This window comes from Xanthomonas sp. DAR 34887 (assembly GCF_041245805.1).
Classification (GTDB): Bacteria; Pseudomonadota; Gammaproteobacteria; order Xanthomonadales; family Xanthomonadaceae; genus Xanthomonas_A; species Xanthomonas_A tesorieronis.
In genome coordinates, this window is sequence record NZ_CP162490.1 from 898,062 (window position 1) to 916,971 (window position 18,910).

General features: G+C 67.5%; 15 protein-coding genes and 1 pseudogene. 11 read left to right on the top strand and 5 right to left on the bottom strand.

All coding sequences use genetic code 11. The annotated features are described in order from the left end of the window. Positions 1 to 15 precede the first annotated feature (15 nt). Positions 16 to 957 carry a phosphogluconate dehydrogenase (NAD(+)-dependent, decarboxylating) gene (gene gnd, locus AB3X08_RS03905; RefSeq protein WP_184412140.1) on the top strand — a complete coding sequence of 314 codons (942 nt, stop codon included), beginning with the start codon at positions 16 to 18 and terminating at the stop codon, positions 955 to 957. 15 nt (positions 958 to 972) lie between these two features. On the opposite strand, the gene AB3X08_RS03910 is transcribed toward gnd, so the two are convergent. Continuing rightward, complete coding sequence (locus tag AB3X08_RS03910) at positions 973 to 2,016, bottom strand: oxidoreductase (protein ID WP_369936357.1); 1,044 nt, start codon at positions 2,014 to 2,016, stop codon at positions 973 to 975. A 153-nt stretch (positions 2,017 to 2,169) separates the two neighbouring features. Here AB3X08_RS03910 and AB3X08_RS03915 point away from each other — a divergent pair, with 153 nt between their 5' ends. The 5 genes from AB3X08_RS03915 to AB3X08_RS03935 all read left to right on the top strand — a co-directional run bounded on the left by AB3X08_RS03915 (position 2,170) and on the right by AB3X08_RS03935 (position 7,092). Next, positions 2,170 to 2,559, top strand: coding sequence for a BON domain-containing protein (locus AB3X08_RS03915; RefSeq protein ID WP_369936359.1), 390 nt, complete (start codon positions 2,170 to 2,172; stop codon positions 2,557 to 2,559). A gap of 200 nt (positions 2,560 to 2,759) precedes the next feature. Continuing rightward, complete coding sequence (locus tag AB3X08_RS03920) at positions 2,760 to 3,122, top strand: hypothetical protein (protein ID WP_369936361.1); 363 nt, start codon at positions 2,760 to 2,762, stop codon at positions 3,120 to 3,122. 200 nt (positions 3,123 to 3,322) lie between these two features. Beyond that, entirely contained in the window at positions 3,323 to 5,134 is a 1,812-nt protein-coding gene (locus AB3X08_RS03925; RefSeq protein ID WP_369936363.1) for a sensor histidine kinase, read from the top strand. Then, positions 5,131 to 5,571 carry a response regulator gene (locus AB3X08_RS03930; RefSeq protein WP_019797077.1) on the top strand — a complete coding sequence of 147 codons (441 nt, stop codon included), beginning with the start codon at positions 5,131 to 5,133 and terminating at the stop codon, positions 5,569 to 5,571. The genes AB3X08_RS03925 and AB3X08_RS03930 overlap by 4 nt, the downstream gene beginning before the upstream one ends. Before the next feature lie 6 nt (positions 5,572 to 5,577). Then, on the top strand, positions 5,578 to 7,092 hold the full coding sequence (locus tag AB3X08_RS03935) for a response regulator (RefSeq protein WP_369936365.1): 1,515 nt from the start codon (positions 5,578 to 5,580) through the stop codon (positions 7,090 to 7,092). Between the two features lie 156 nt (positions 7,093 to 7,248). On the opposite strand, the gene AB3X08_RS03940 is transcribed toward AB3X08_RS03935, so the two are convergent. Beyond that, positions 7,249 to 8,088, bottom strand: a complete 840-nt coding sequence (locus AB3X08_RS03940) for a 20S proteasome subunit A/B (protein WP_369936366.1) — start codon at positions 8,086 to 8,088, stop codon at positions 7,249 to 7,251. A gap of 95 nt (positions 8,089 to 8,183) precedes the next feature. Between AB3X08_RS03940 and folK the strand changes: the two genes are divergently transcribed. Continuing rightward, the gene (folK, locus tag AB3X08_RS03945) at positions 8,184 to 8,705 is read left to right on the top strand and encodes a 2-amino-4-hydroxy-6-hydroxymethyldihydropteridine diphosphokinase (protein WP_369936368.1); all 522 of its coding nucleotides are present in this window, start codon (positions 8,184 to 8,186) and stop codon (positions 8,703 to 8,705) included. Positions 8,706 to 8,822: 117 nt separating this feature from the next. Here the strand turns inward: folK and AB3X08_RS03950 are convergent, their stop codons facing one another. Further along, positions 8,823 to 9,557, bottom strand: coding sequence for a pteridine reductase (locus tag AB3X08_RS03950; protein WP_369936370.1), 735 nt, complete (start codon positions 9,555 to 9,557; stop codon positions 8,823 to 8,825). A 54-nt stretch (positions 9,558 to 9,611) separates the two neighbouring features. On the opposite strand from AB3X08_RS03950, the gene AB3X08_RS03955 reads away from it, so the two are divergent. The 3 genes and pseudogenes from AB3X08_RS03955 to AB3X08_RS03965 form a co-directional block, all read left to right on the top strand. Then, a complete protein-coding gene (locus AB3X08_RS03955) occupies positions 9,612 to 10,796 on the top strand; it encodes a class I SAM-dependent methyltransferase (protein WP_369936372.1) in 1,185 nt (394 codons plus the stop codon). Then, positions 10,796 to 11,203, top strand: coding sequence for a VanZ family protein (locus tag AB3X08_RS03960; protein ID WP_369936374.1), 408 nt, complete (start codon positions 10,796 to 10,798; stop codon positions 11,201 to 11,203). Before AB3X08_RS03955 ends, AB3X08_RS03960 begins: the two co-directional genes overlap by 1 nt. A 340-nt stretch (positions 11,204 to 11,543) precedes the next feature. Continuing rightward, positions 11,544 to 12,146, top strand: a pseudogene (locus AB3X08_RS03965) (expansin EXLX1 family cellulose-binding protein); the annotation flags it as partial. A 281-nt stretch (positions 12,147 to 12,427) separates the two neighbouring features. Here the strand turns inward: AB3X08_RS03965 and AB3X08_RS03970 are convergent. Further along, positions 12,428 to 15,058 carry a TonB-dependent receptor gene (locus tag AB3X08_RS03970; protein WP_369936375.1) on the bottom strand — a complete coding sequence of 877 codons (2,631 nt, stop codon included), beginning with the start codon at positions 15,056 to 15,058 and terminating at the stop codon, positions 12,428 to 12,430. A gap of 258 nt (positions 15,059 to 15,316) precedes the next feature. Then, a complete protein-coding gene (locus AB3X08_RS03975) occupies positions 15,317 to 15,448 on the bottom strand; it encodes a hypothetical protein (RefSeq protein WP_369936376.1) in 132 nt (43 codons plus the stop codon). Between the two features lie 737 nt (positions 15,449 to 16,185). Here AB3X08_RS03975 and AB3X08_RS03980 point away from each other — a divergent pair. Continuing rightward, positions 16,186 to 18,885: a TonB-dependent receptor gene (locus tag AB3X08_RS03980; protein ID WP_369936378.1), complete on the top strand. Its 2,700-nt coding sequence runs from the start codon at positions 16,186 to 16,188 to the stop codon at positions 18,883 to 18,885. Positions 18,886 to 18,910: the final 25 nt, after the last annotated feature.

Sequence of the window (18,910 nt, forward strand, 5' to 3'; positions counted from 1 at the left end):
AGCTAGGACAGACGCATGGAACTGGGACTTGTGGGCTTGGGCCGGATGGGCGCGAACATGGCCGAGCGGCTGGTGCGTGGCGGCCACCGCGTGGTCGGCTTCGACCTGGGCGAGGCGGCGCGCAGCGCGGCGCAGCAGCGCGGCGTGGAGACCGCGGACACGATGGCAGCGCTGGTCGCGGCACTGCCGGCGCCGCGCGCGGTGTGGCTGATGGTGCCGTCCGGCAAGATCGTCGACGACACCCTGGCCGCCCTGTTGCCGCTGCTGGCCGAAGGCGATGTGGTCGTGGACGGCGGCAATTCCTACTACAAGGATTCGATGCGCCGCGCCGCCGAGTTGGCCGCGCACGGCATCGCCTACGTCGACTGCGGCACCAGCGGCGGCGTGTGGGGCCTGAAGGAAGGCTACAGCCTGATGATCGGCGGCGACGAAGCGGCGGTCGGCCGGCTCAACCCGCTGTTCGCGACCCTGGCGCCGGCCACCGATGCCGGCTGGGGCCGGGTCGGTCCCAGCGGTGCCGGCCACTTTGCCAAAATGGTCCACAACGGCATCGAGTACGGAATGATGCAGGCCTATGCCGAAGGCTTCGCGCTGATGGCGCGCAAGCAAGAGTTCGACCTGGACCTGCACCAGATCGCCGAAGTCTGGCGCCAGGGCAGCGTGGTGCGTTCGTGGCTGCTGGACCTGTGTTCGGATGCGTTGGGCGATAACCCCACCCTGGCCGGGATCGCGCCCTATGTCGAAGATTCCGGCGAAGGCCGCTGGACGGTGGCCGAGGCGATCGACCTCAACGTCCCCGCGCCGGTGATCACCTTGTCGCTGCTGGAACGGCTGCGCTCGCGCGACGACGATTCGTTCACCGACAAGCTGCTGTCGGCGATGCGCAACCAGTTCGGTGGGCACGCGATCAAGCACGAAACGCCGGCCGTGCCGCCGTCCGGGACCGCGGCCGGGTAAGCGAGCGACGGCGGTTCAGTCCAGCGCCAGCGTGCGGCCTTCGGCGGCGCTGCGCTGGCCGAGCTCGAGCAAGCGCATGACCGCCAGCGCCTGCGCCGCATCCACCGGCGCGGGCGCGCGTCCGGCCATCGCCTCGCGAAAGCCGGCATAGCACTGCCGATAGTCGCCGCGCTGCGTCTGCAGCGCGTGCATCGTGGTGCTGCCGTCGTCGGCAACCAGTGTCAGCTGGCCGGCGAGCGGATCCTCGCCCCATTGCGGCGCGGCCGGAGTGAGCCCGGCGCGCAACTGCGCTTCCTGCGTGTCCAGTCCCTGCTTGAGGTAGCTGCCACGTTCGCCATGCACGGCGAAGCGCAGCCCGTTCGCCGCGACCAGCGAGCCGGCATGCAGCACCGCACGCAGTCGCGGGTAGCGCAGCACAGCATGGAAATAATCGGTCGCCTGGGCGCCACGGCGCTGCAGCGCCAGGTCGACCTGGATCGCCTCCGGCAGGCCGAACAGTTGCAGGGCCTGGTCGAGCAGGTGCGGCCCCAGGTCGAACCACAATCCGGAGCCGGGCAGCGCATGCTCGCGCCAGCGGTTGCCGACCTGCGGGCGATGACGATCGAAGTGCGAATGGAACTCGGCGATCTCGCCGAGCGTGCCCGCGTCCAGCAACGCGCGCAGGGTGAGGAAGTCGCCGTCCCAGCGCCGGTTCTGGAACACGCTGACGATGCGTCCGGCGCGTTGCGCCTGCGCGATGATCCGCTGCGCCTCGTCCACGTCCAGGGCGAACGGCTTGTCCACGAGCACGTGCTTGCGCTGCGCCAGTGCCGCCAGCGCCAACGGCGCATGGGTCTGGTTCGGCGTGGCCACCACCACCGCATCGACCTGCGGATCGGCGAAGGCCTGCTGCGCGTCGGCGACGATGCGCGCCCTCGGGTACGCCGCGGCGGCCTCGTCGTGGCGACTGGACACGATGGTGTGCAGGCGCAGGCCCGGTGTGTGCGCGATCAACGGCGCATGGAACACGCGGCCGACGAACCCATAACCGAGCAGGGCGAGATTGAAGGTCTGGTCCATGGCGTGCGAGTGGCGATGCGAGGCGGGACAGTATCCCGGCAAGTGTCTTCACCCGGTGTACACGCCCTTCACGCTGCCGCGATTTTGCGGTCACGTCGCTTGTACGCCGCCATGCCGACACTCCGCTCCACACCTTCAAGGGAGGAGGACATCATGAAAAAGTTCACGTCGCCCACGCTGCTCAGCGTCGCACTCGCCTTCGGTCTGACCCTGGCCGCCGGCCAGGCCCTCGCCGTCGATCCGCCGACCACCGCCGACAAGGACCATGCTGGCATGGCCCACAACGACGGCATGCAGCACGACTCCAAGGAGCCGGTCACCGACACCTGGATCACCACCAAGGTGAAGGCCGATCTGCTCGCCACCAAGGACGTCTCCGGTACCGACATCAAGGTCGAGACGCTCAATGGCACGGTCAAGCTGTCCGGTGCGGTCGAAAGCAAGGCGCAGCGCGACAAGGCCGTGTCGGTCACCAAGATGATCGACGGGGTCAAGAAGGTCGATTCGACCGGCCTGAAAGTGACGGGCGCAGCCAAGCACTGAGCCACGCCACCGGTGAAGGCGGTGGAGCGCGAGACGAGGCGCGCTCCGCCGCTGTCCCTGCGACGCACTCTCCGGAGTGCGTTTTTTGTGGGCGGCACATTCGCGCACTGCGGCCATCACGCGGCGTATCGCCGCGCTTCGCGCTGCATTGACGCTCATTCAGTCATCATCCAGCCACGTTAGCTACCAGGCGAATTGCCATGTTGGATGCTTACTCTCCAGCCGCGTCCAGTCACGCGGCCTCGCACGCCGCGCCGCCCGACGCGGTAGATACGACGCTCCCCTCGACCGGCGCACCGCCGCGCCCGTCCTCGCTGCTCCTGGCGATGCGCCAGCTCGAATCCAAGCTGGGCATGATGCTGGTCACCTTCCACGACGATGCCGGGTTCTGGCGCGCCTTCGCCAGGCTGATGCAGGACCTGGACAAGGACCTCACCGCCGGCGAGCGCGCGCGCCTGCATAGCCACGCCGATTTCCTGCTGGTACGGGCCGGAATGTCGTCGTGGACGCTGATTGGCGCAACGCACGCTGCCGCCGCCGGCGCGCGGGCGGCGGCACGCTGATCCAGTCCGATCGTATGGTTGCAACGATGGGCGGCGTACAGCCGCCCATTTCTTTGTGCCAAAATCGTTAAGATAAAGCCGTATTCAGGTGGTGCGACGGGAGCTTGCGCGAAGCCTGAATAATTCATCGTATGCCTGCGTGGATCGGCGACAATGCCGCCCCCGTTGTCGCTGCCATCTTTCATCGTCCAAGAACAGATATGCAGATCACCGCCAAACATGACGCCTGGGACCGCTGGCGTTTGCCGCTGCTGGCGCTGGCGGTGGTCCTGATCGTGATCCTGCCCTCGTTGCTGTTGCGGCAGATGAGCGAAAGCACCTTGCTTGCGGCAGATTGGGTCAGCCATAGCCAGGAGGTCACGGCGACGCTCAGCCGGCTGGAAGCGGATATGCGCGACATGGAGTCGGCGGCGATGGCGATGTCGCACGAGGTCGACTCGCCGATCCTGCGTGCCCGCTTCCGCGAGTCGCGCGCGTCGATCGCTCCGACCATCGCGCGCCTGGTCGAGCTGACCCGCGACAACCCCGACCAGCAGGTGCGCATCGGCCGCCTGCAGAGCACCCTGGAACGGCGCAGCCTGCTGGCGGGGCGCATCGCCGAGAACCGCGACCCGGAACGGATCCGCGGCTTGATCCAGGAAATGACCGCGGACAATCCGATCCGCGGCCTGGTCGCCGAACTGCAGAAGCGCGAGGATGCGCTGCTGATCGAACGCACCGCCGACGCCGACCAGCGGCGGATGCTGGCTTCGGCGATCAGCTGGGTGTCGCTGGCGGTGCAGTTGTTGCTGCTGGGTCTGGTGATCTGGCTGCTGCAACGGCAGATCGGCCGGCGCCTGGACGCCGAGCGGCACATGCTGCGCGCCAATGCCCGCGCCGCCGCGGTGCTGCAGACGGTGCGCGAGCCGATCGTGCTGCTCGACAGCGAGCAGCGCATGCTGATGCACAACGCCGCCTTCGGCGAACTGTACGGGCTGGACCCGGCGCGTCCGACCAAGATGCTGGCCGATGTCGGCGACGGCGTCTGGCAGGACAGCGTCATCGTCCAGCGCCTGGCCGACGTGCTGCTGCGCGGGCGCGAGCTGTGGGATTTCGAACACGAGCAGCTCGGTGCGGACGGTGTCGCTCGCACCATGCTGCTGAACGCGCGGCGCATGCCGCTGCCGGACAGCGACGACGAAGTGGTGCTGATGACGGTCAGCGACATCAGCCTGCAGAAGGCCTCGCAGCAGCGGATCCAGATGCTCAACCGGCAGCTGGAGGGCAAGGTGGAGCAGGTCTCGGAGGTCAATCGCGAACTGGAGGCCTTCAGCTATTCGGTTTCCCACGATCTGCGCGCACCGCTGCGCCATGTCGCCGGCTTCGCCGACAAGCTGGCCCGCCATCTCGGCGACGACGCCGACGAGAAGAGCCGCCACTATCTGGAAGTGATCGGCACCTCGGCGCGGCGCATGGCCTCGCTGATCGACGACCTGCTGGTCTACTCGCGCCTGGGCCGCAGCGCGCTGCGCCTGCAGGCGGTGGACATGCAGTCGCTGGTGGCGGAGACGCGCTCGGTGCTGGACGCCAATTTCCAGTCCGACCACGCCGGCAGCGGCCACCGCATCGAGTGGAGCGTGGCGCCGCTGCCGATCCTGGTCGCCGACGAGAACATGATGCGCCAGCTGTGGCTGAACCTGCTCGGCAACGCGGTCAAGTACAGCGCCAAGCGCGAGGTCGCGGTGATCGAGGTCGGCTATCAGCTGCAGGCGGACGGCAGCCACCACTTCAGCGTGCGCGACAACGGCGCCGGTTTCGACATGGCCTATGCGGCCAAACTGTTCGGCGTGTTCCAGCGCCTGCACAAGGCCAGCGAGTACACCGGCACCGGCATCGGCCTGGCCAGCGTCCGCCGCGTACTGACCCGCCACGGCGGCCAGATCTGGGCCGACGCGGCGCCGGACCAGGGCGCCACCTTCCATTTCGTCTTACCCCCCGCGCTCGAAGCGCCTACCAACGAGTTGACCGCATGACCGCCATCCGCACCATCCTGCTTGCCGAAGACAGCCCCGCCGATGCCGAAATGGCGGTCGATGCGCTGCGCGACGCGCGCCTGGCCAATCCCATCGTCCATGTCGAAGACGGCGTGGAGGCGATGGACTACCTGTTGCGCCGCGGCGCCTACGCCGACCGCGAGGAGGGCCTGCCGGCGGTGCTGCTGCTGGACATCAAGATGCCGCGCATGGACGGACTGGAAGTGCTCAAGCTGGTGCGCAGCGACGAATCCCTCAAGCGCCTGCCGGTGGTGATCCTGTCGTCCTCGCGCGAGGAAAGCGACCTGGCGCGCAGCTGGGACCTGGGCGTCAATGCCTACGTGGTCAAGCCGGTGGACGTGGACCAGTTCTTCACTGCGGTGAAGACGCTGGGCACCTTCTGGGCGCTGATCAACCAGGCGCCGGACAAAGAGTAAGCGCGCATGCCCATGACCGGCACCAATCTCGGACCGATCCGGATCCTCATGGTCGAGGATTCCCCGGAAGACGCCGAGCTGCTGTCCGACCAGTTGCTGGACGCCGGCCTGGAAGCGTCCTTTCGGCGGGTGGAAGGCGAGTCTGCGCTGCGCGAGGCGCTGCGCGAGTTCGCGCCGGACATCGTGCTGTCGGATCTGAGCATGCCGGGTTTCTCCGGGCACCAGGCGCTGCGCGTGCTGCGCGAGCACAGCACCTCGGTGCCCTTCATCTTCGTCTCCGGCACGATCGGCGAGGAGACCGCGGTGGAGGCGCTGCGCGACGGCGCCAACGACTACATCATCAAGCACAACCCGACGCGGTTGCCGTCGGCGGTGGCGCGCGCGATCCGCGAGGCGCGCACCGAGCGCGAGCGGCAGCGGGTCGAGGGCGAGCTGATGCGCGCGCAGCGGCTGGAGAGCCTGGCGATGCTCGCCGCCGGCCTGAGCCACGACCTGCGCAACATCCTGCAGCCGCTGCTGATCGTGCCGGAACTGATGATCGGGCGCAGCGACGACCCGCAGCTGCGGCACCTGGCCGAGGTCATCGCCGAGTGCGGCCGGCGCGGCCACGAGATGGCCGAATCGATGCTGTCGTTCGTGCGCGGATCGCGCACGCGCAGCGAGCGGGTGTCCATCGCCGGGCTGTTCCAGGCGGTGCAGATGCTGCTCAAGAGCAGCCTGCCCGAGCGGGTCGACCTGCAGGTGGAGGTGGCCGACGCCGAGCTGTCGATCGAGGCGAACTACACCGAGTTGCAGCAGTGCCTGCTCAACCTTGGCCTGAACGCGATCCAGGCGATGCCCGATGGCGGCACGCTGACCATCTCGGCGACGCCGGCGCTCGGCGCCGACGGCAGCGAGCAGGTGCGGATCCTGGTCCGCGACACCGGCGTGGGCATGGATGCGGACACCCAGGCGCAGCTGTTCAGTCCGTTCTTCACCACCAAGGCCGACGGAACCGGCCTGGGTCTGATCTCGTGCAAGCGCATCGTCGAAAGCTACGGCGGCAGCATCGGCGTGGACAGCACGCCGGGCGCGGGCACCTGCTTCGAACTGCTGATCCCGCTGCGCGGCCACGCACCCTCGGCCGAGCCGGAGCCGGCGATGCCGATCGGCAAGGGCCAGCGCGTGTTGCTGGTGGATGGCGAGGCCACGCGCCTTTCGCTGCTCGGCAACGCCTTGTCCAGCCAGGGCTACCAGCCGCAGCTGGCGTCCGACGGCGCCGCGGCGCTGCGCGAGGTGCGCGAACACGGCATGCCGGATCTGGTGATCGTGGACAGCGACATCATCCTGCTGTCGGCGGTGAGCCTGCTGCTGGCGCTGCAGGACATGGACTACCGCGGCCCGGCGATCGTGCTGGAGGATGCCGGCACCGCCCTGCAGCGCGATCATTTCCCGCGCGACATCGCCGTGCACGTCCTGCGCAAGCCGCTGGAGATGCAGCGCGTGTTCCGCGCGGTGGCGCATGCGTTGGAAAGCGGCTGAGAGCCGGGATTCGGGATTGGGGAGTCGGGATTCGTTTCAGGCAACGGCGACGGCAGCGGCACTGTTGCGCCGAAGGTAAAGCGCTTCAGCGCAATCGATCAGATGGCTGGATGCCGCTTTTGCGAATCGCCAATCCCGAATCCCCCAATCCCGGCGTCACTGCTGCGACGACTGGTCTTCCGGGTCGCGCCGGGCCGGGACGCGGCGCGGCGGCAGCGGCGGCAGGGCGCTGCGGTTGTCGGCGTCGCTGTCGACGGTCAGTGCCGGCTCCCAGGGGAAGCGCGGCAGGGTGCGCACCGCGTTCTCCAGCTTGCGCGACCAGGTGTCGTGGATTTCCGCATACAGCGGCGTGTCCGCTTCCAGGCGCAGGCGCTCGGTGACGCGCAGGTCGTTGCGGCGGATCACTGCCAGGTCGATCGGCATGCCGACCGACAGGTTGGAGCGGATGGTGGAATCCAGCGATACCAGCGCGGTGCGCGCGGCGTCCTCCAGCTGCATCTCCGGGCGGATGATGCGGTCCAGGATCGGCTTGCCGTACTTGGATTCGCCGATCTGCAGGTACGGCGTCTCCGGCGAGGTGGCGATGGCGTTGCCCAGCGGGTAGATCATGTACAGCCCGGGCCGCTCGCCGGCGATCTGCCCGCCCAGGATCAGGGTCGACTGCACGCTGACGCCGCTGTGCTGGGACTGGTCGGAGAGCTTGACCTGGCTGGAGACCAGCACCTCGCCGACGTACTCGGCGACCTCGAACAGGTGCTTGAACGAGCGCAGGCTGCGCGGCGCGTCCGGATCGTCCGCGTCGCGCTGCAGCTTGGAGATCGCCAGCTGGGTGGTGGCCAGGTTGCCGGCCGACATCAGCACGAACACCGCCTGCCCCGGATACTCGAACACATGCAGCTTGCGATGCACGCGGACGTCGTCCAGCGAGGCGTTGGTGCGCGTGTCTGCGGCGAAGACCAGGCCTTCGTCCACTTCGATGCCTACGCAATAAGTCATGTCGCTGCCGGAGTTCGATGCGTTTCGATTCTATGCGGGGGGAGACGGGTTGGCTACCCGTTGACGGTCGCGGCCGCGGCATGCGCGAATATCCCATGACCACCGTGCTCCTCAGTCTGGGCAGCAATCTGCGCCCGCAACAGCATCTGCCCGCCGCGATCGTTGCGCTGCGCCAGCGTTTCGGCCCGATCGCGGTGTCCCCGACCTACCGCACCCCGGCGGTCGGATTCGACGGCCCACCGTTTCTGAACAATGCCGTGTCGTTGCAGACCGAGTGGGAGCTCGACGCGCTGGATGCCTGGCTGCATGCGCTGGAGGACGCCCACGGCCGCGACCGCAGCGGCCCGCGCTTCAGCGACCGCACCCTGGATATCGACGTGGTGTTCTACGGCGACCGCATCGTCGAAGGCCCCGGCCACCTGCGCATCCCGCGCCCGGAACTGCGCCACGCCTTCGTGCTCAAGCCGCTGGCCGACATCGCCGCCGACTTCGTCGACCCGCTCAGCGGCCACAGCCTGGGCGCGCTGTGGCAGGCGCATGCGCAGTTCGGGGAGCCGTTCGAGGTGGTGGAGCTTGGTGAGGCCGGGAGTGGGGAATCGGGAATGGGGAATCGGTAAAGGCCGGACGCTGGATCGGGTCTTTGGCTGTCATGGCGCGGTAAGGAATGGCTCTCAGCAACGACTGGCCTAGGGGCGCTCGCCCATTCCCCATTCCCGATTGCCCATTCCCAGCCGTCAAGAAAGCCCCCGCCCCCCATCCACCCGCAGCGTCTGCCCGGTGACGAAGCCGGCGTCGTCGAGCAGCCAGCGCACCGCCTCGGCGATCTCCTCGACCTGGCCGATCCGCGCCAGCGGCGTGCGCGCCAGCAGGGCCTGCTGCGCGGCGCTGTCCTTGCCGGTTTCCGGCCACAGGATCGCGCCCGGGGCGATGGCGTTGACCCGCACCTGCGGCGCCAGTTCCAGCGCCAGGGAGCGGGTCAGCATCGCCAGCGCCGCCTTCGCCGCGCTGTACAGCGGGTGCGCGCGCAGCGGCTGTTCGGCATGCAGGTCGGTGATGTTGACGATCGCGCCGCGGCGCTCGCGCAGCTGCGCGGCCGCGGCCTGGGCCAGGAACAGCGGCGCGCGCGCGTTGACCGCGAACAGGTCGTCCCATTGCGCCGGCGTGGCCTCGGCCAGCGGAGTGGGATAGAAGTTGGAGGCATTGTTGACCAGCGCATCGAGCCGGCCGAAACGCTGCACGCACCGCTCCACCAGTCCCGGCAACTGCGCGGCATCGCGCAAATCGGCGTGCAGGGTCAGGGTGCTGCCGGCCCGCGCGGCGTCCAGTTCCCGGGCCAGCGCCTGCAGCTCGGCCTGCGAGGTATGCGCATGCAGCGCCACGCGATAGCCGGCCGCGTGCAGGTGCCGCGCGATGCCGGCGCCGATGCGGCGCGCGCTGCCGGTGATCAGGACGACCTTGGTCTGGCTCATGTGTGCATTCCACGCTCGGCTATGCTGTGCATTGTCCACGCAATCCAGCGCCGCATGCCTATCGACTTTCCCACCCCCGACGCCGACGCGCTCGCCCACAGCGACCGCCTGGCCGCGCATCTGCGCGCCGAAATCGCCGCCGGCGGCGGCGCGATCCCGTTCTCGCGCTTCATGGAGCTGGCGCTGTACGCGCCGGGCCTTGGCTACTACAGCGCCGGCAGCAGCAAGTTCGGCGAGGACGGCGACTTCGTCACCGCGCCGGAGCTGGGGCCGCTGTTCGCCGCCACCGTCTCCAACGCGCTGGCCCCGGTGCTGCAGCAGCTCGGGCCGCAGGCGCGGATGCTGGAAGTGGGCGGCGGCAGCGGCGCGTTCGCCGAGGTGATGCTCAAGCGCCTGCTGGCGCTGGACGCGTTGCCCGAGCGCTACGCCATCCTGGAACCCAGCGCGGATCTGCGCGAACGCCAGCGCGAACGCCTGCAGCGCGCGCTGATCCCGCCGGTGTTCGAGCTGGTGGAATGGCTGGACCGGCCGTTCGACGACGACTGGAACGGAGTGCTGTTCGCCAACGAGGTGATCGATGCGCTACCGACGCCGCGCTTCACCCTGCGCGATGGCGAGGTGTTCGAGGAAACCGTGACCCTGGATGGCGAAGGCCGCTTCCGCCGCGGCGAGCAGCCGGCCGATCCGCTGCTGGCGGCGGCGGTGCGGCATGTCGAACGCTATCTGGAAACGCCGTTCGCCGACGGCTACCGCTCCGAACTGCTGCCGCAGCTGCCGTACTGGATCCAGGCGGTGGCCGGCGGCCTGCGCAGCGGCGCGATGCTGTTCGTCGACTACGGCTATCCGCGCGGGGAGTTCTACCTGCCGCAGCGCGAGGACGGCACGCTGCGTGCGTTCTACCGGCACCGCACCCATGCCGATCCCTATCTGTGGCCGGGCCTGCAGGACCTGACCGCGTCGGTGGACTTCACCGCGTTGGCCGAGGCCGGCACCGGTGCCGGGTTCGAACTGGGCGGCTACTGCACCCAGGCCAGCTTCCTGCTCGGCAACGGCCTGGATGCGCTGCTGGCCGAGGTCGAGGCGCGCAGCGATGAACGCGGCCGGCTGCGCCTGCGCGAGCAGGTGAAGCGGCTGACCCTGCCCAGCGAGATGGGCGAGCGCTTCCAGGTGATGGGCTTCGAGCGCGACGTGTCGCTGGCGCCGGCGTTCCTGGTCGGCGACCTGACCTGGCGGCTGTGATGGCGGCGGTCCGCGCATTCCGCCGGCCCTGGCTGTGGCTGGGGCTGTGGTGGCTGGGCGTGCTGGTGTTGATCTATGTGTGCATGATGCCGCATCCGCCGCAGCTGTCCGACCTGCCGGACACCGACAAGGCCGAACACTTCATCGCCTACCTGTTGCTCGCCGCGGGCGCGGTGCAGGTCTACGCCGGGCCGCGCGCCTGGCGTTGGGCGGCGCTGGGCCTGCTGTTGCTCGGCATCGGCATCGAGTTCGCGCAGGGCGCATGGACCGCCACGCGTTCGGCCGATCCGTTCGACGCGCTGGCCGATGCGCTGGGCGTGGCGGCAGGGATGGCGACCGCGCTCACCCCGCTGCGCGATCTGCTGTGGCGGTTGGAAACCGGCGCGGGCCGGCGCAGCCGCGGCTGATCCAGGGCGCGCATCGCCTGCGCCGTGCCGCTGGCCGGCGCCGCGGTCTACGCCATCGGCCAAGATGCGGTTTTCCCGGTGGCGGTGCCGGTGCGCGCGCAACGCCTGGCCTAGAGTGCGTCGGCCCGCGGCAGTGCCCGGGCCGACGCGCGCCGCGCCGCGCCCCTTGCGCCTGGCCGGCGGCCGCACGCCAGCGGCCGGCGCGCCTTCGCCGAGGAGAATCCCCATGCCGACACGTCGCGCCCGCACCCGCGCCTTGCGCAGCAGCACCCTGTTCGCCGGGCTGTGCCTGGCCGCCATCGCCGCCCCGGCCGCTGCCGCCTGGGACGGAATCTGCAACGGCACGGCGACCTATACCGGCTCCGGCTACTCCGGCGGCGCCGTGCTGCTGGATCCGATCCTGGCCGATGCGATGATCACCGCGCTGAACCCGACGCAGATGAACTACGGCGGCGTCTCCGCCGCGCTGGCTGGCGCCTACCTGCAGGTGCAGGGGCCGCGCGGCACCGCCACGGTCTACGTCACCGACCTGTATCCGGAGGGCGGCGATTGCGGCCTGGACCTGTCGCCCAATGCCTTCGCCGCGATCGGCGACATGAGCGCCGGGCATGTCCCGATCAGCTGGAAGGTGGTCGCCGCGCCGATTGACGGCAACGTGGTGTACCGGATCAAGGAAGGCAGCTCGCAGTACTGGGCCGCGATCCAGGTGCGCAATCACCTGTATCCGGTGGTCAAGTTCGAATACAAGAAGAATGGCGATTGGGTCAGCCTGCCGAAGATGCCGTACAACCATTTCGTCGGCGAGCAGATGGGTGCGCAATTGCTGGAGATCCGCCTCACCGACATCCGCGGCCAGGTCGTGACCGACACGCTGTCGGCGTTGCCGAGCCAGGGCGACAAGGGCGTGTATTCCGTCGAGGGCCACGTGCAGTTCGCCAAGTGAGCGGTGGCGTGGCGCTGACTGGCGCGTCGCATCTTCGCTGGAACGACGACGGCCAGCGGCGCCTGCGGGGAACGGCGCGGGGCAACTGCCGAATGCACTGTAGGAGCGGCTTCAGCCGCGACAGGTAGCAGGGTTCCTTGCGGAAACCCTGCGCTGTCGCGGCTGAAGCCGCTCCCTGCAGTGGCAGCGTGGGGCCTCCGCGATGCCCCGTGCCGCCTGTCGCGGCTGAAGCCGCTCCTACAGGAGCGTGGTTTGCGCTGCAGCCAGGCGCCGGATCGCCCTCAGAACTTGAAGTGCAGCGTCGCCATGTAGCGGCGGCCGTTCTTGTAGCGCCCTGCCGGATGGTCCTTGTCGCCCAGGTACTGGAAGTACTCCTCGTCCAGCAGGTTCTGCGCGTCCACCTGCAGCGACCACTGTTCGCTGATCGCATAGCCGATGCTCGCGCCCAGGTCGGTGTAGTCGTCGACGCTGGCCGGCGCGGCGCCGGCAACGTAGCCGCCGGCCAGATAGCTGTCGCGCCAGTTCAGGCCGATGCGTGCGTTCCACGGCCCCTTCTCGTAGTACGGGCTAAAGGCCACGCTGTTGCGCGACTGGTAGGGCAGGCGGTCGCCGGTGTTGTTCTCGCCATTGGCGTAGGTGTAGTTGGCGGTGAGGCCGAAGCCGCTGCTGCCGAACGGTTGCTGGTAGGCGAGGGTGAAGCCCTTGACCTTGCCGTCGCCGGCATTGCGCGGGCGCTGGATGCTGTAGTCGCAGTAGCCGTCGGCGGTGCAGCCGTTGCTGCCCAGCATCTGCGCCCAGGTCTGCGGCGAGGTGTCGCGGATCGAGTTGTACTGGCGTTCGATCGTGGCCGAGGTGTCGATGTAGTTGTCGATCTTCTTGTAGAACACCGACCACGCCACCACCGCCTGTTGCGCGAAGTAATACTCGGCCGACAGGTTAAAGTTCCACGATTCGTACGGCGACAGCGCCGCGTTGCCGCCGCTGCCGGTGAGCGTGGTGTCGTTCAAGAAGGTGTTGTTGACCATCTGGTTGTACGGTGCCCAGGCGATCACCTTGCCCGCGGCGAAGCGGAACACCCAGTCGGCGTCGGTGTCGTAGGCCAGGTTCAACGACGGCAGCAGGAAGTTTTCTTTCTTGGTGCGGGTCTGCCACTTGCTGTCCAGGTCGTCCAGCGTCGGCGTGCCGCTGTAGACGAAGCCGCTGCCTTCGGTCTTGGAATCCACGTAGCGCACGCCGAGGTTGCCGCGCAGGCCGCCGTTGGAGAAGTTCAGCTGCACGTAGGCGGCATTGTTGGTCTGCTGCAGCGCCCAGCTGTTGTTGAGGTAGCTGGCCGGGTCGGGATTGGCGTAGTCCACCGGGCTGTTGCGGATCCAGTCGATGACGTTGCCGCGGCCGGCCTGCACGTGCCGGCCCTGGTCGGGATAGAAGCCCTGGATGTCGGTCAGGCCGATCGTGCCCACGTCGGCCAGGGTGCCGGGCGTCACGCCGCCGTAGACGTTCAAGGTGAAGTCTTCGTCGTGCTTGCCCTGGCGCACGCCGAACAGCAACTGGTTGAACACGCTGTCGAACTGCAGGTTGAAATCCAGCTGTCCGTAGCGGTCCTTGCTGTGCGTGGCGAAGACGCCGTTGTTGCCGAACCAGCCGCCGGCCGACCCCCAGTTGGCCGGGTCGCGCGCGCCGGCCGGATCGTCGAAGCGGATGCCGCGCTGCAGGTCCCAGCTGAAGCCGCCGTTGTAGAACGGCTCGATGAAGTATTGCGACAGGTCCTTGTTGTCCGACTTGCTCTGGCCGATCTGGCCGCTCATGCCCCAGCCCTCGCCACGGAACGCGCCGCGCAGGTCGATGCCCTTGGTGACCACTTCCGATTGGCGCACGTTGTTGTCGTAAATCACCGTGCCGCCGCTGGCATTGGCGTTGGCGCTGGAATGACCGCTGCCGACCACGCCGTTGCGCACGCTGCCGAGCGCGTCCACCGCGTCGATGGTGCCCTGGTTCCAGGTCAGGAAGCTGTACATCGACTGGTTGTAGTTGTCGAAGTTTTCCTTGATGTACAGGCCGCTGAGGTTGAACTCCAGCGCATCGCTGGGCTTGAGCTGCAGGTTGACCACGGCGCTGTCGCGCTTGCGGTCCTGCTGGAACCAGGCCGCGTTGACCGAGTTGGGCACGTCGGCATCGGCCGGCACGCCGCCGGCGTTGCCGAAGGTCGCGGCCTTGGCATAACCGAACACCTCCATGCCCTGGCGATCGACCCGCTCCTCGTAGTGCTGCGCGGACACCGCGACGCCGAAGGTCTCCTGCGGGTTCTTCCAGCTGTACAGCAGCGAGGCGTTCGGCTTGCCCTCGCTGGCCTGCTGGCTGTAGCTGTAGCCGACCGAGCCGGCGATCTCGTTGGCCTTCAGGTCCAGCGGCTGCCGGCTGTGCATCAGCACCGTGCCGCCGAGGCTGCCCTCGACCAGCCGCGCCTCGGAGGATTTGACGATCTCCGCCCGCCCCAGGATCTGCGGCGACAGCAGGGTGTAGTCGAAACCGCGGTTGGGCTGCTCGCCGTACAGCCAGATCGCCTGCGCCACCGGGTGGCCGTCCAGGAACGACAGGTTGAGGCTGGGGTCGGTGCCGTCGATGCTGACCCGTTCGCCCTGGCCGAAGCGGCGGTCGATGGTGACGCCGGGGATCTGTGCGAAGGCTTCGGCGACGTTGGTGCTGGGGAACTTGCCGATGTCCTCGGCAGTGATCGCCTCGGACACGGTGACGTTGTTGCGTTTGGTGTCCAGCGATTTTTCCAGGCTGGCGCGGATGCCCACGACCTGGACGGCATCCAGATCGGTGGTGTCGCCGCCGGCTTGCTGCGCCTGCGCGGAAAAGGCCAGGGTGGCAAGGATTGCTGCGGACAAGACGGAATGGCGGTATCGCATGATGTCTCTCCTCATCATTCAATTGGTCGACACGGCGCGCAGCGTTGCGCTGCGTGCCGGCTGTAGCTGTTGTCTTACTGCCTGCGGTGCTGATGCTGCCGTGTGGGTGATGCGGGTGTAGCTGGAGTCCTCCGGCGCGACGAACGCCGGTTTTTCGCTTATGCGTGAAGTGCCTGGTGCGGCGTGCCGCCGTGCTGCGCGACGCGCTGCGTCAAGCTGTAGAGCTGGAAACGATGCGGAAGCGCCGGATGGCGCTGGTCAGGGCGGCGCCAGCCGCTGCGGCGGACAGTGGTCCAGGCACGCCGATCCCAACGCGAACAGCGCGCGCGATGGTGCCAACCGGTGCAACGGCGTGCCGAGCGCGGCACGCGATTCGCGTGTACGGATCATTGCGGTCACATGCCTCTCCCATGTCCCACTTTTGCGCCGCATATGCGCGGCCCCACCCCGTGTGTGCCGATTCTTACGAGGCTATGACAACGATGTCAAGTCTTGTCCGAAAAATTCGTCTGGTACTGGTTTCGCCATGCGTAATCCGGTCCTGGCTCGCGACGTGGCCGCTCCCATTCGCCGAAACGCAGTTGCATCAATGGGTTATGCCGGTCTCCAAAGGCGGGAGTGGTGGCGCGCAAATGAGAACGTGGCGCAGTTATGTCGCGCTGCACAAAATTGGTCTCATTCGTAGAATTGGTGCGGCATAGGTATCGTGACAACGATGCGTGAAATGTGCCGGGCAAAAAATATTTTCCAACATCAAAATACTGATAAATCGAGAAATTTTTCGAAACCAGCGGCAAGTCCAGGCGTCAATTGCCGATTGTGCGTACCGCGGCGTTGACACAATCTTTTTAAGACCATAAGAATCGAAGCGCCTGGAATTGGTCTTTGCCAATTCGGGTCGATCAGTCCAGCAGCAGCATGCAATCGCCCGCTCCGGGGATAGGGACGGGACGCGCCTTCCGCACCACGAGGCGCCGCAACAGACAGCGCATTCCATCGACTCCGTGCCCGCACGGACGGCATCGCCCTGCGCGTCGCGCCGGGCGCAATGGAGGGTGCTGCCTGCCGATCGCCGCCGCTGGATGCCACACGTGCCGTGCCGACCAGCCATCAACCAGGATAGCCCAATGCCACACGCCGCCCGCTCCCGTCCGCACTGTTGTTCCCTGTCCGTCCTCGCCAGCGCCATCGCGCTCGGCCTGCTCAGTGCCGGAGCGCAGGCGCAGGAAGCGCCCGCATCCGATTCCATCTCCCAGCTCGACACGGTCACCGTGACCAGCTCCTACCAGAAGAGCCTGATCACCGCGCTGGACAACAAGCGCGAGGACGCGCGCATGACCGACGGCATCTCTTCCGAGGACATCGGCAAGTTCCCGGCCGAGAACATCGCCGAAGCGATCCAGCGCATCCCCGGCGTGCAGATCTCCACCATCAACGGCCGCGGCTCGACCATCAGCATTCGCGGCCTGGGCCCGCAGTATTCGGCCACCACCATCAACGGCCAGACCATCAAGAGCGCCGATTTCACCGACGGTTTCCGCTACGACATCATCCAGCCGGAAGTGGCCGCGGCGATCGAGGTGATCAAGTCGCCGTCGGCGGACATGGACGCCGGCGGCTTGTCGGGCACGGTCAACATCGAGACCACCAAGCCGCTGGACTACAAGCAGCGCAAGCTGATCTTCTCGGCGAAGGAGCAATATTCCGAATTCGCCGGCGGCGCACCGACACCGAAAGGCGTGCTCACCTACATCGATCAGTTCCAGCTGGCAGACGGCGGCGAACTGGGCGTGTTCGTCAACGCCGGCTACCAGAAGCTCAAGGACCGCGCCGACTATCTGTGGATCGACCGCTGGTACACCCAGGACACCGACGACGGCACGCTGTACATCCCGCGCCGCCCGCGCTACCGCTCGATCGAGCGCGAGACCGACCGCAAGATGCTCACCGCCGGCCTGCAGTGGAAGCCGAACGACCGGCTGGAGATGAACCTGACCGCGCTGTATTCGCAGGACAAGACCGACAACGACATGAACCAGTTGGTCTATTCCTTCGACCGCAACTACCTCACCGTGCTGGAGACCAAGGACCTGACCGCGACCAAGGTGTCGGCGTCCAATTACTGGCTGGAGAACAACCGCCAGCTCGAGCGCCACGACCTGACCTCGCAGCTGCTGACCTGGGACGCCAAGTGGAAGGGCGATGCGTGGACCTTCAGCGGCGTGGCCAACTACACCGAAGGCAAGACCGACGAGGACGAGCGCGCGGTGATCCTCGGCCGCCTGCCGTCGGCGACGCTGTTCGACATGTCCAATCCCGGCGCGATTTCGCTGACCACCGACGCCGACGCCAACGACGCCAGCGCCTGGGACCAGGCCAACCTGGTACGCGACGAATACCCCAACGGCGCGATCACCAAGCTCAGCAACAAGGAATGGTCGCTGCAGTTCGATGCCGAACGCTACGTCGGCGCCGGCTTCCTGGACTCGGTGAAGTTCGGCACCAAGTTCCGCCGCGAGACCTTCGACCGCAACGTCTGGCGCCGCGACTTCCTGTACCTGATCAACTCCGGCGCGGTGTCCGGCTATGCCATGTTCCCCGAGCTGTCGGCAGCCAGTTCCAGCGTCAAGAACTTCCTCGACGGCAACCTTGCCTCGCAGGACAGTTGGGTGGCGCCGGACGTGTACGCCTACGCGCAGGCACTGGCCGCTTCCGGCATCACCGTGCCGGTGCTGTTCGCGCCGCAGGCCAGCTACCACATCCGCAACGACATCTACTCCGCCTACGCGTTGGCCAAGATCGATGCCGAGCTGGGCAGCATGCGCCTGCGCGGCAACGTCGGCCTGCGCTACGAGAACACCAAGCGCACCACCGACACCTATCTGACCACCGCCTCGCAGTACAGCGAGGACGCCAACGACGTGGTCGGCACCGAACGCGCGCCGTACGACTACCACAACTGGTTGCCGAGCCTGAACCTGGTGCTGGACATGCGCGAGGACCTGCTGCTGCGCTTCGCCGCCGGCAAGGTGCTGGTGCGGCCGATCCTGGACAGCAACACCGCCATCGCCACCACCATTTCCTCGGGCAGCAACACCGGCGGCACCACCACCTACGACGTGGCGCTGGGCCAGACCGACCTGAAGGCGCTGACCGCCGACCAGGCCGACCTCAGCCTGGAGTGGTACTACGGCCAAGGCGGCGGCCTGACCCTGGCCGGCTTCTGGAAGCAGGTCAAGAACGGCACCTTCAACAGCATCGTGTGTCCGACCACGTTCAACGGCGTGGCGCTGTCCGGCAACAGCTCCGGCGACTGCGTGGACGGCAACGGCAACATCTACGAGATCACCGCCACCCAGAACGATCCGAGCAAGGTCAAGATCCGCGGCTACGAGCTGGGCTGGACGCAGTCGTTCGATGCGTGGCTGCCGATCCAGGGCTTCGGCCTGACCGCCAACTTCACCCGGGTGCTGCCGCAGCGCGATACCGACTTCAAGATCCGCAACCTGTCGGAGAAGACCTGGAACGCCACCGGCTACTGGGAGAACGCGATGTTCTCGGCGCGACTGTCGCTGAACCACCGCAGCGAGTACGAGCAGGACAGCAGCGACAGCTTCTTCGCCCGCGAAGGCCACACCATGAAGGCGCGCACCCAGCTCGATGCGGTGCTCGGCTACCAGGCCACCGACACGCTCAGCTTCCAGCTCGGCGGACTCAACCTGACCGACAAGAAGGAAGAGGCGTACAAGGACATCAGCAGCCGCTGGCAGATGACCGGCGTCACCGGCCGCAGCTTCTACGTGTCGATGCAGTGGGACATCCTGTGATGCCTGCGCGGTCGTTTGCAGGGTA

Excerpts from the sequence above, each read along its gene's own strand:
- gnd (WP_184412140.1), top strand. The coding sequence starts at position 16 with ATGGAACTGGGACTTGTGGGCTTGGGCCGGATGGGCGCGAACATGGCC.
- AB3X08_RS03910 (WP_369936357.1), bottom strand. The coding sequence starts at position 2,016 with ATGGACCAGACCTTCAATCTCGCCCTGCTCGGTTATGGGTTCGTCGGC.
- AB3X08_RS03915 (WP_369936359.1), top strand. The coding sequence starts at position 2,170 with ATGAAAAAGTTCACGTCGCCCACGCTGCTCAGCGTCGCACTCGCCTTC.
- AB3X08_RS03920 (WP_369936361.1), top strand. The coding sequence starts at position 2,760 with ATGTTGGATGCTTACTCTCCAGCCGCGTCCAGTCACGCGGCCTCGCAC.
- AB3X08_RS03925 (WP_369936363.1), top strand. The coding sequence starts at position 3,323 with ATGCAGATCACCGCCAAACATGACGCCTGGGACCGCTGGCGTTTGCCG.
- AB3X08_RS03930 (WP_019797077.1), top strand. The coding sequence starts at position 5,131 with ATGACCGCCATCCGCACCATCCTGCTTGCCGAAGACAGCCCCGCCGAT.
- AB3X08_RS03935 (WP_369936365.1), top strand. The coding sequence starts at position 5,578 with ATGCCCATGACCGGCACCAATCTCGGACCGATCCGGATCCTCATGGTC.
- AB3X08_RS03940 (WP_369936366.1), bottom strand. The coding sequence starts at position 8,088 with ATGACTTATTGCGTAGGCATCGAAGTGGACGAAGGCCTGGTCTTCGCC.
- folK (WP_369936368.1), top strand. The coding sequence starts at position 8,184 with ATGACCACCGTGCTCCTCAGTCTGGGCAGCAATCTGCGCCCGCAACAG.
- AB3X08_RS03950 (WP_369936370.1), bottom strand. The coding sequence starts at position 9,557 with ATGAGCCAGACCAAGGTCGTCCTGATCACCGGCAGCGCGCGCCGCATC.
- AB3X08_RS03955 (WP_369936372.1), top strand. The coding sequence starts at position 9,612 with ATGCCTATCGACTTTCCCACCCCCGACGCCGACGCGCTCGCCCACAGC.
- AB3X08_RS03960 (WP_369936374.1), top strand. The coding sequence starts at position 10,796 with ATGGCGGCGGTCCGCGCATTCCGCCGGCCCTGGCTGTGGCTGGGGCTG.
- AB3X08_RS03970 (WP_369936375.1), bottom strand. The coding sequence starts at position 15,058 with ATGCGATACCGCCATTCCGTCTTGTCCGCAGCAATCCTTGCCACCCTG.
- AB3X08_RS03975 (WP_369936376.1), bottom strand. The coding sequence starts at position 15,448 with ATGATCCGTACACGCGAATCGCGTGCCGCGCTCGGCACGCCGTTGCAC.
- AB3X08_RS03980 (WP_369936378.1), top strand. The coding sequence starts at position 16,186 with ATGCCACACGCCGCCCGCTCCCGTCCGCACTGTTGTTCCCTGTCCGTC.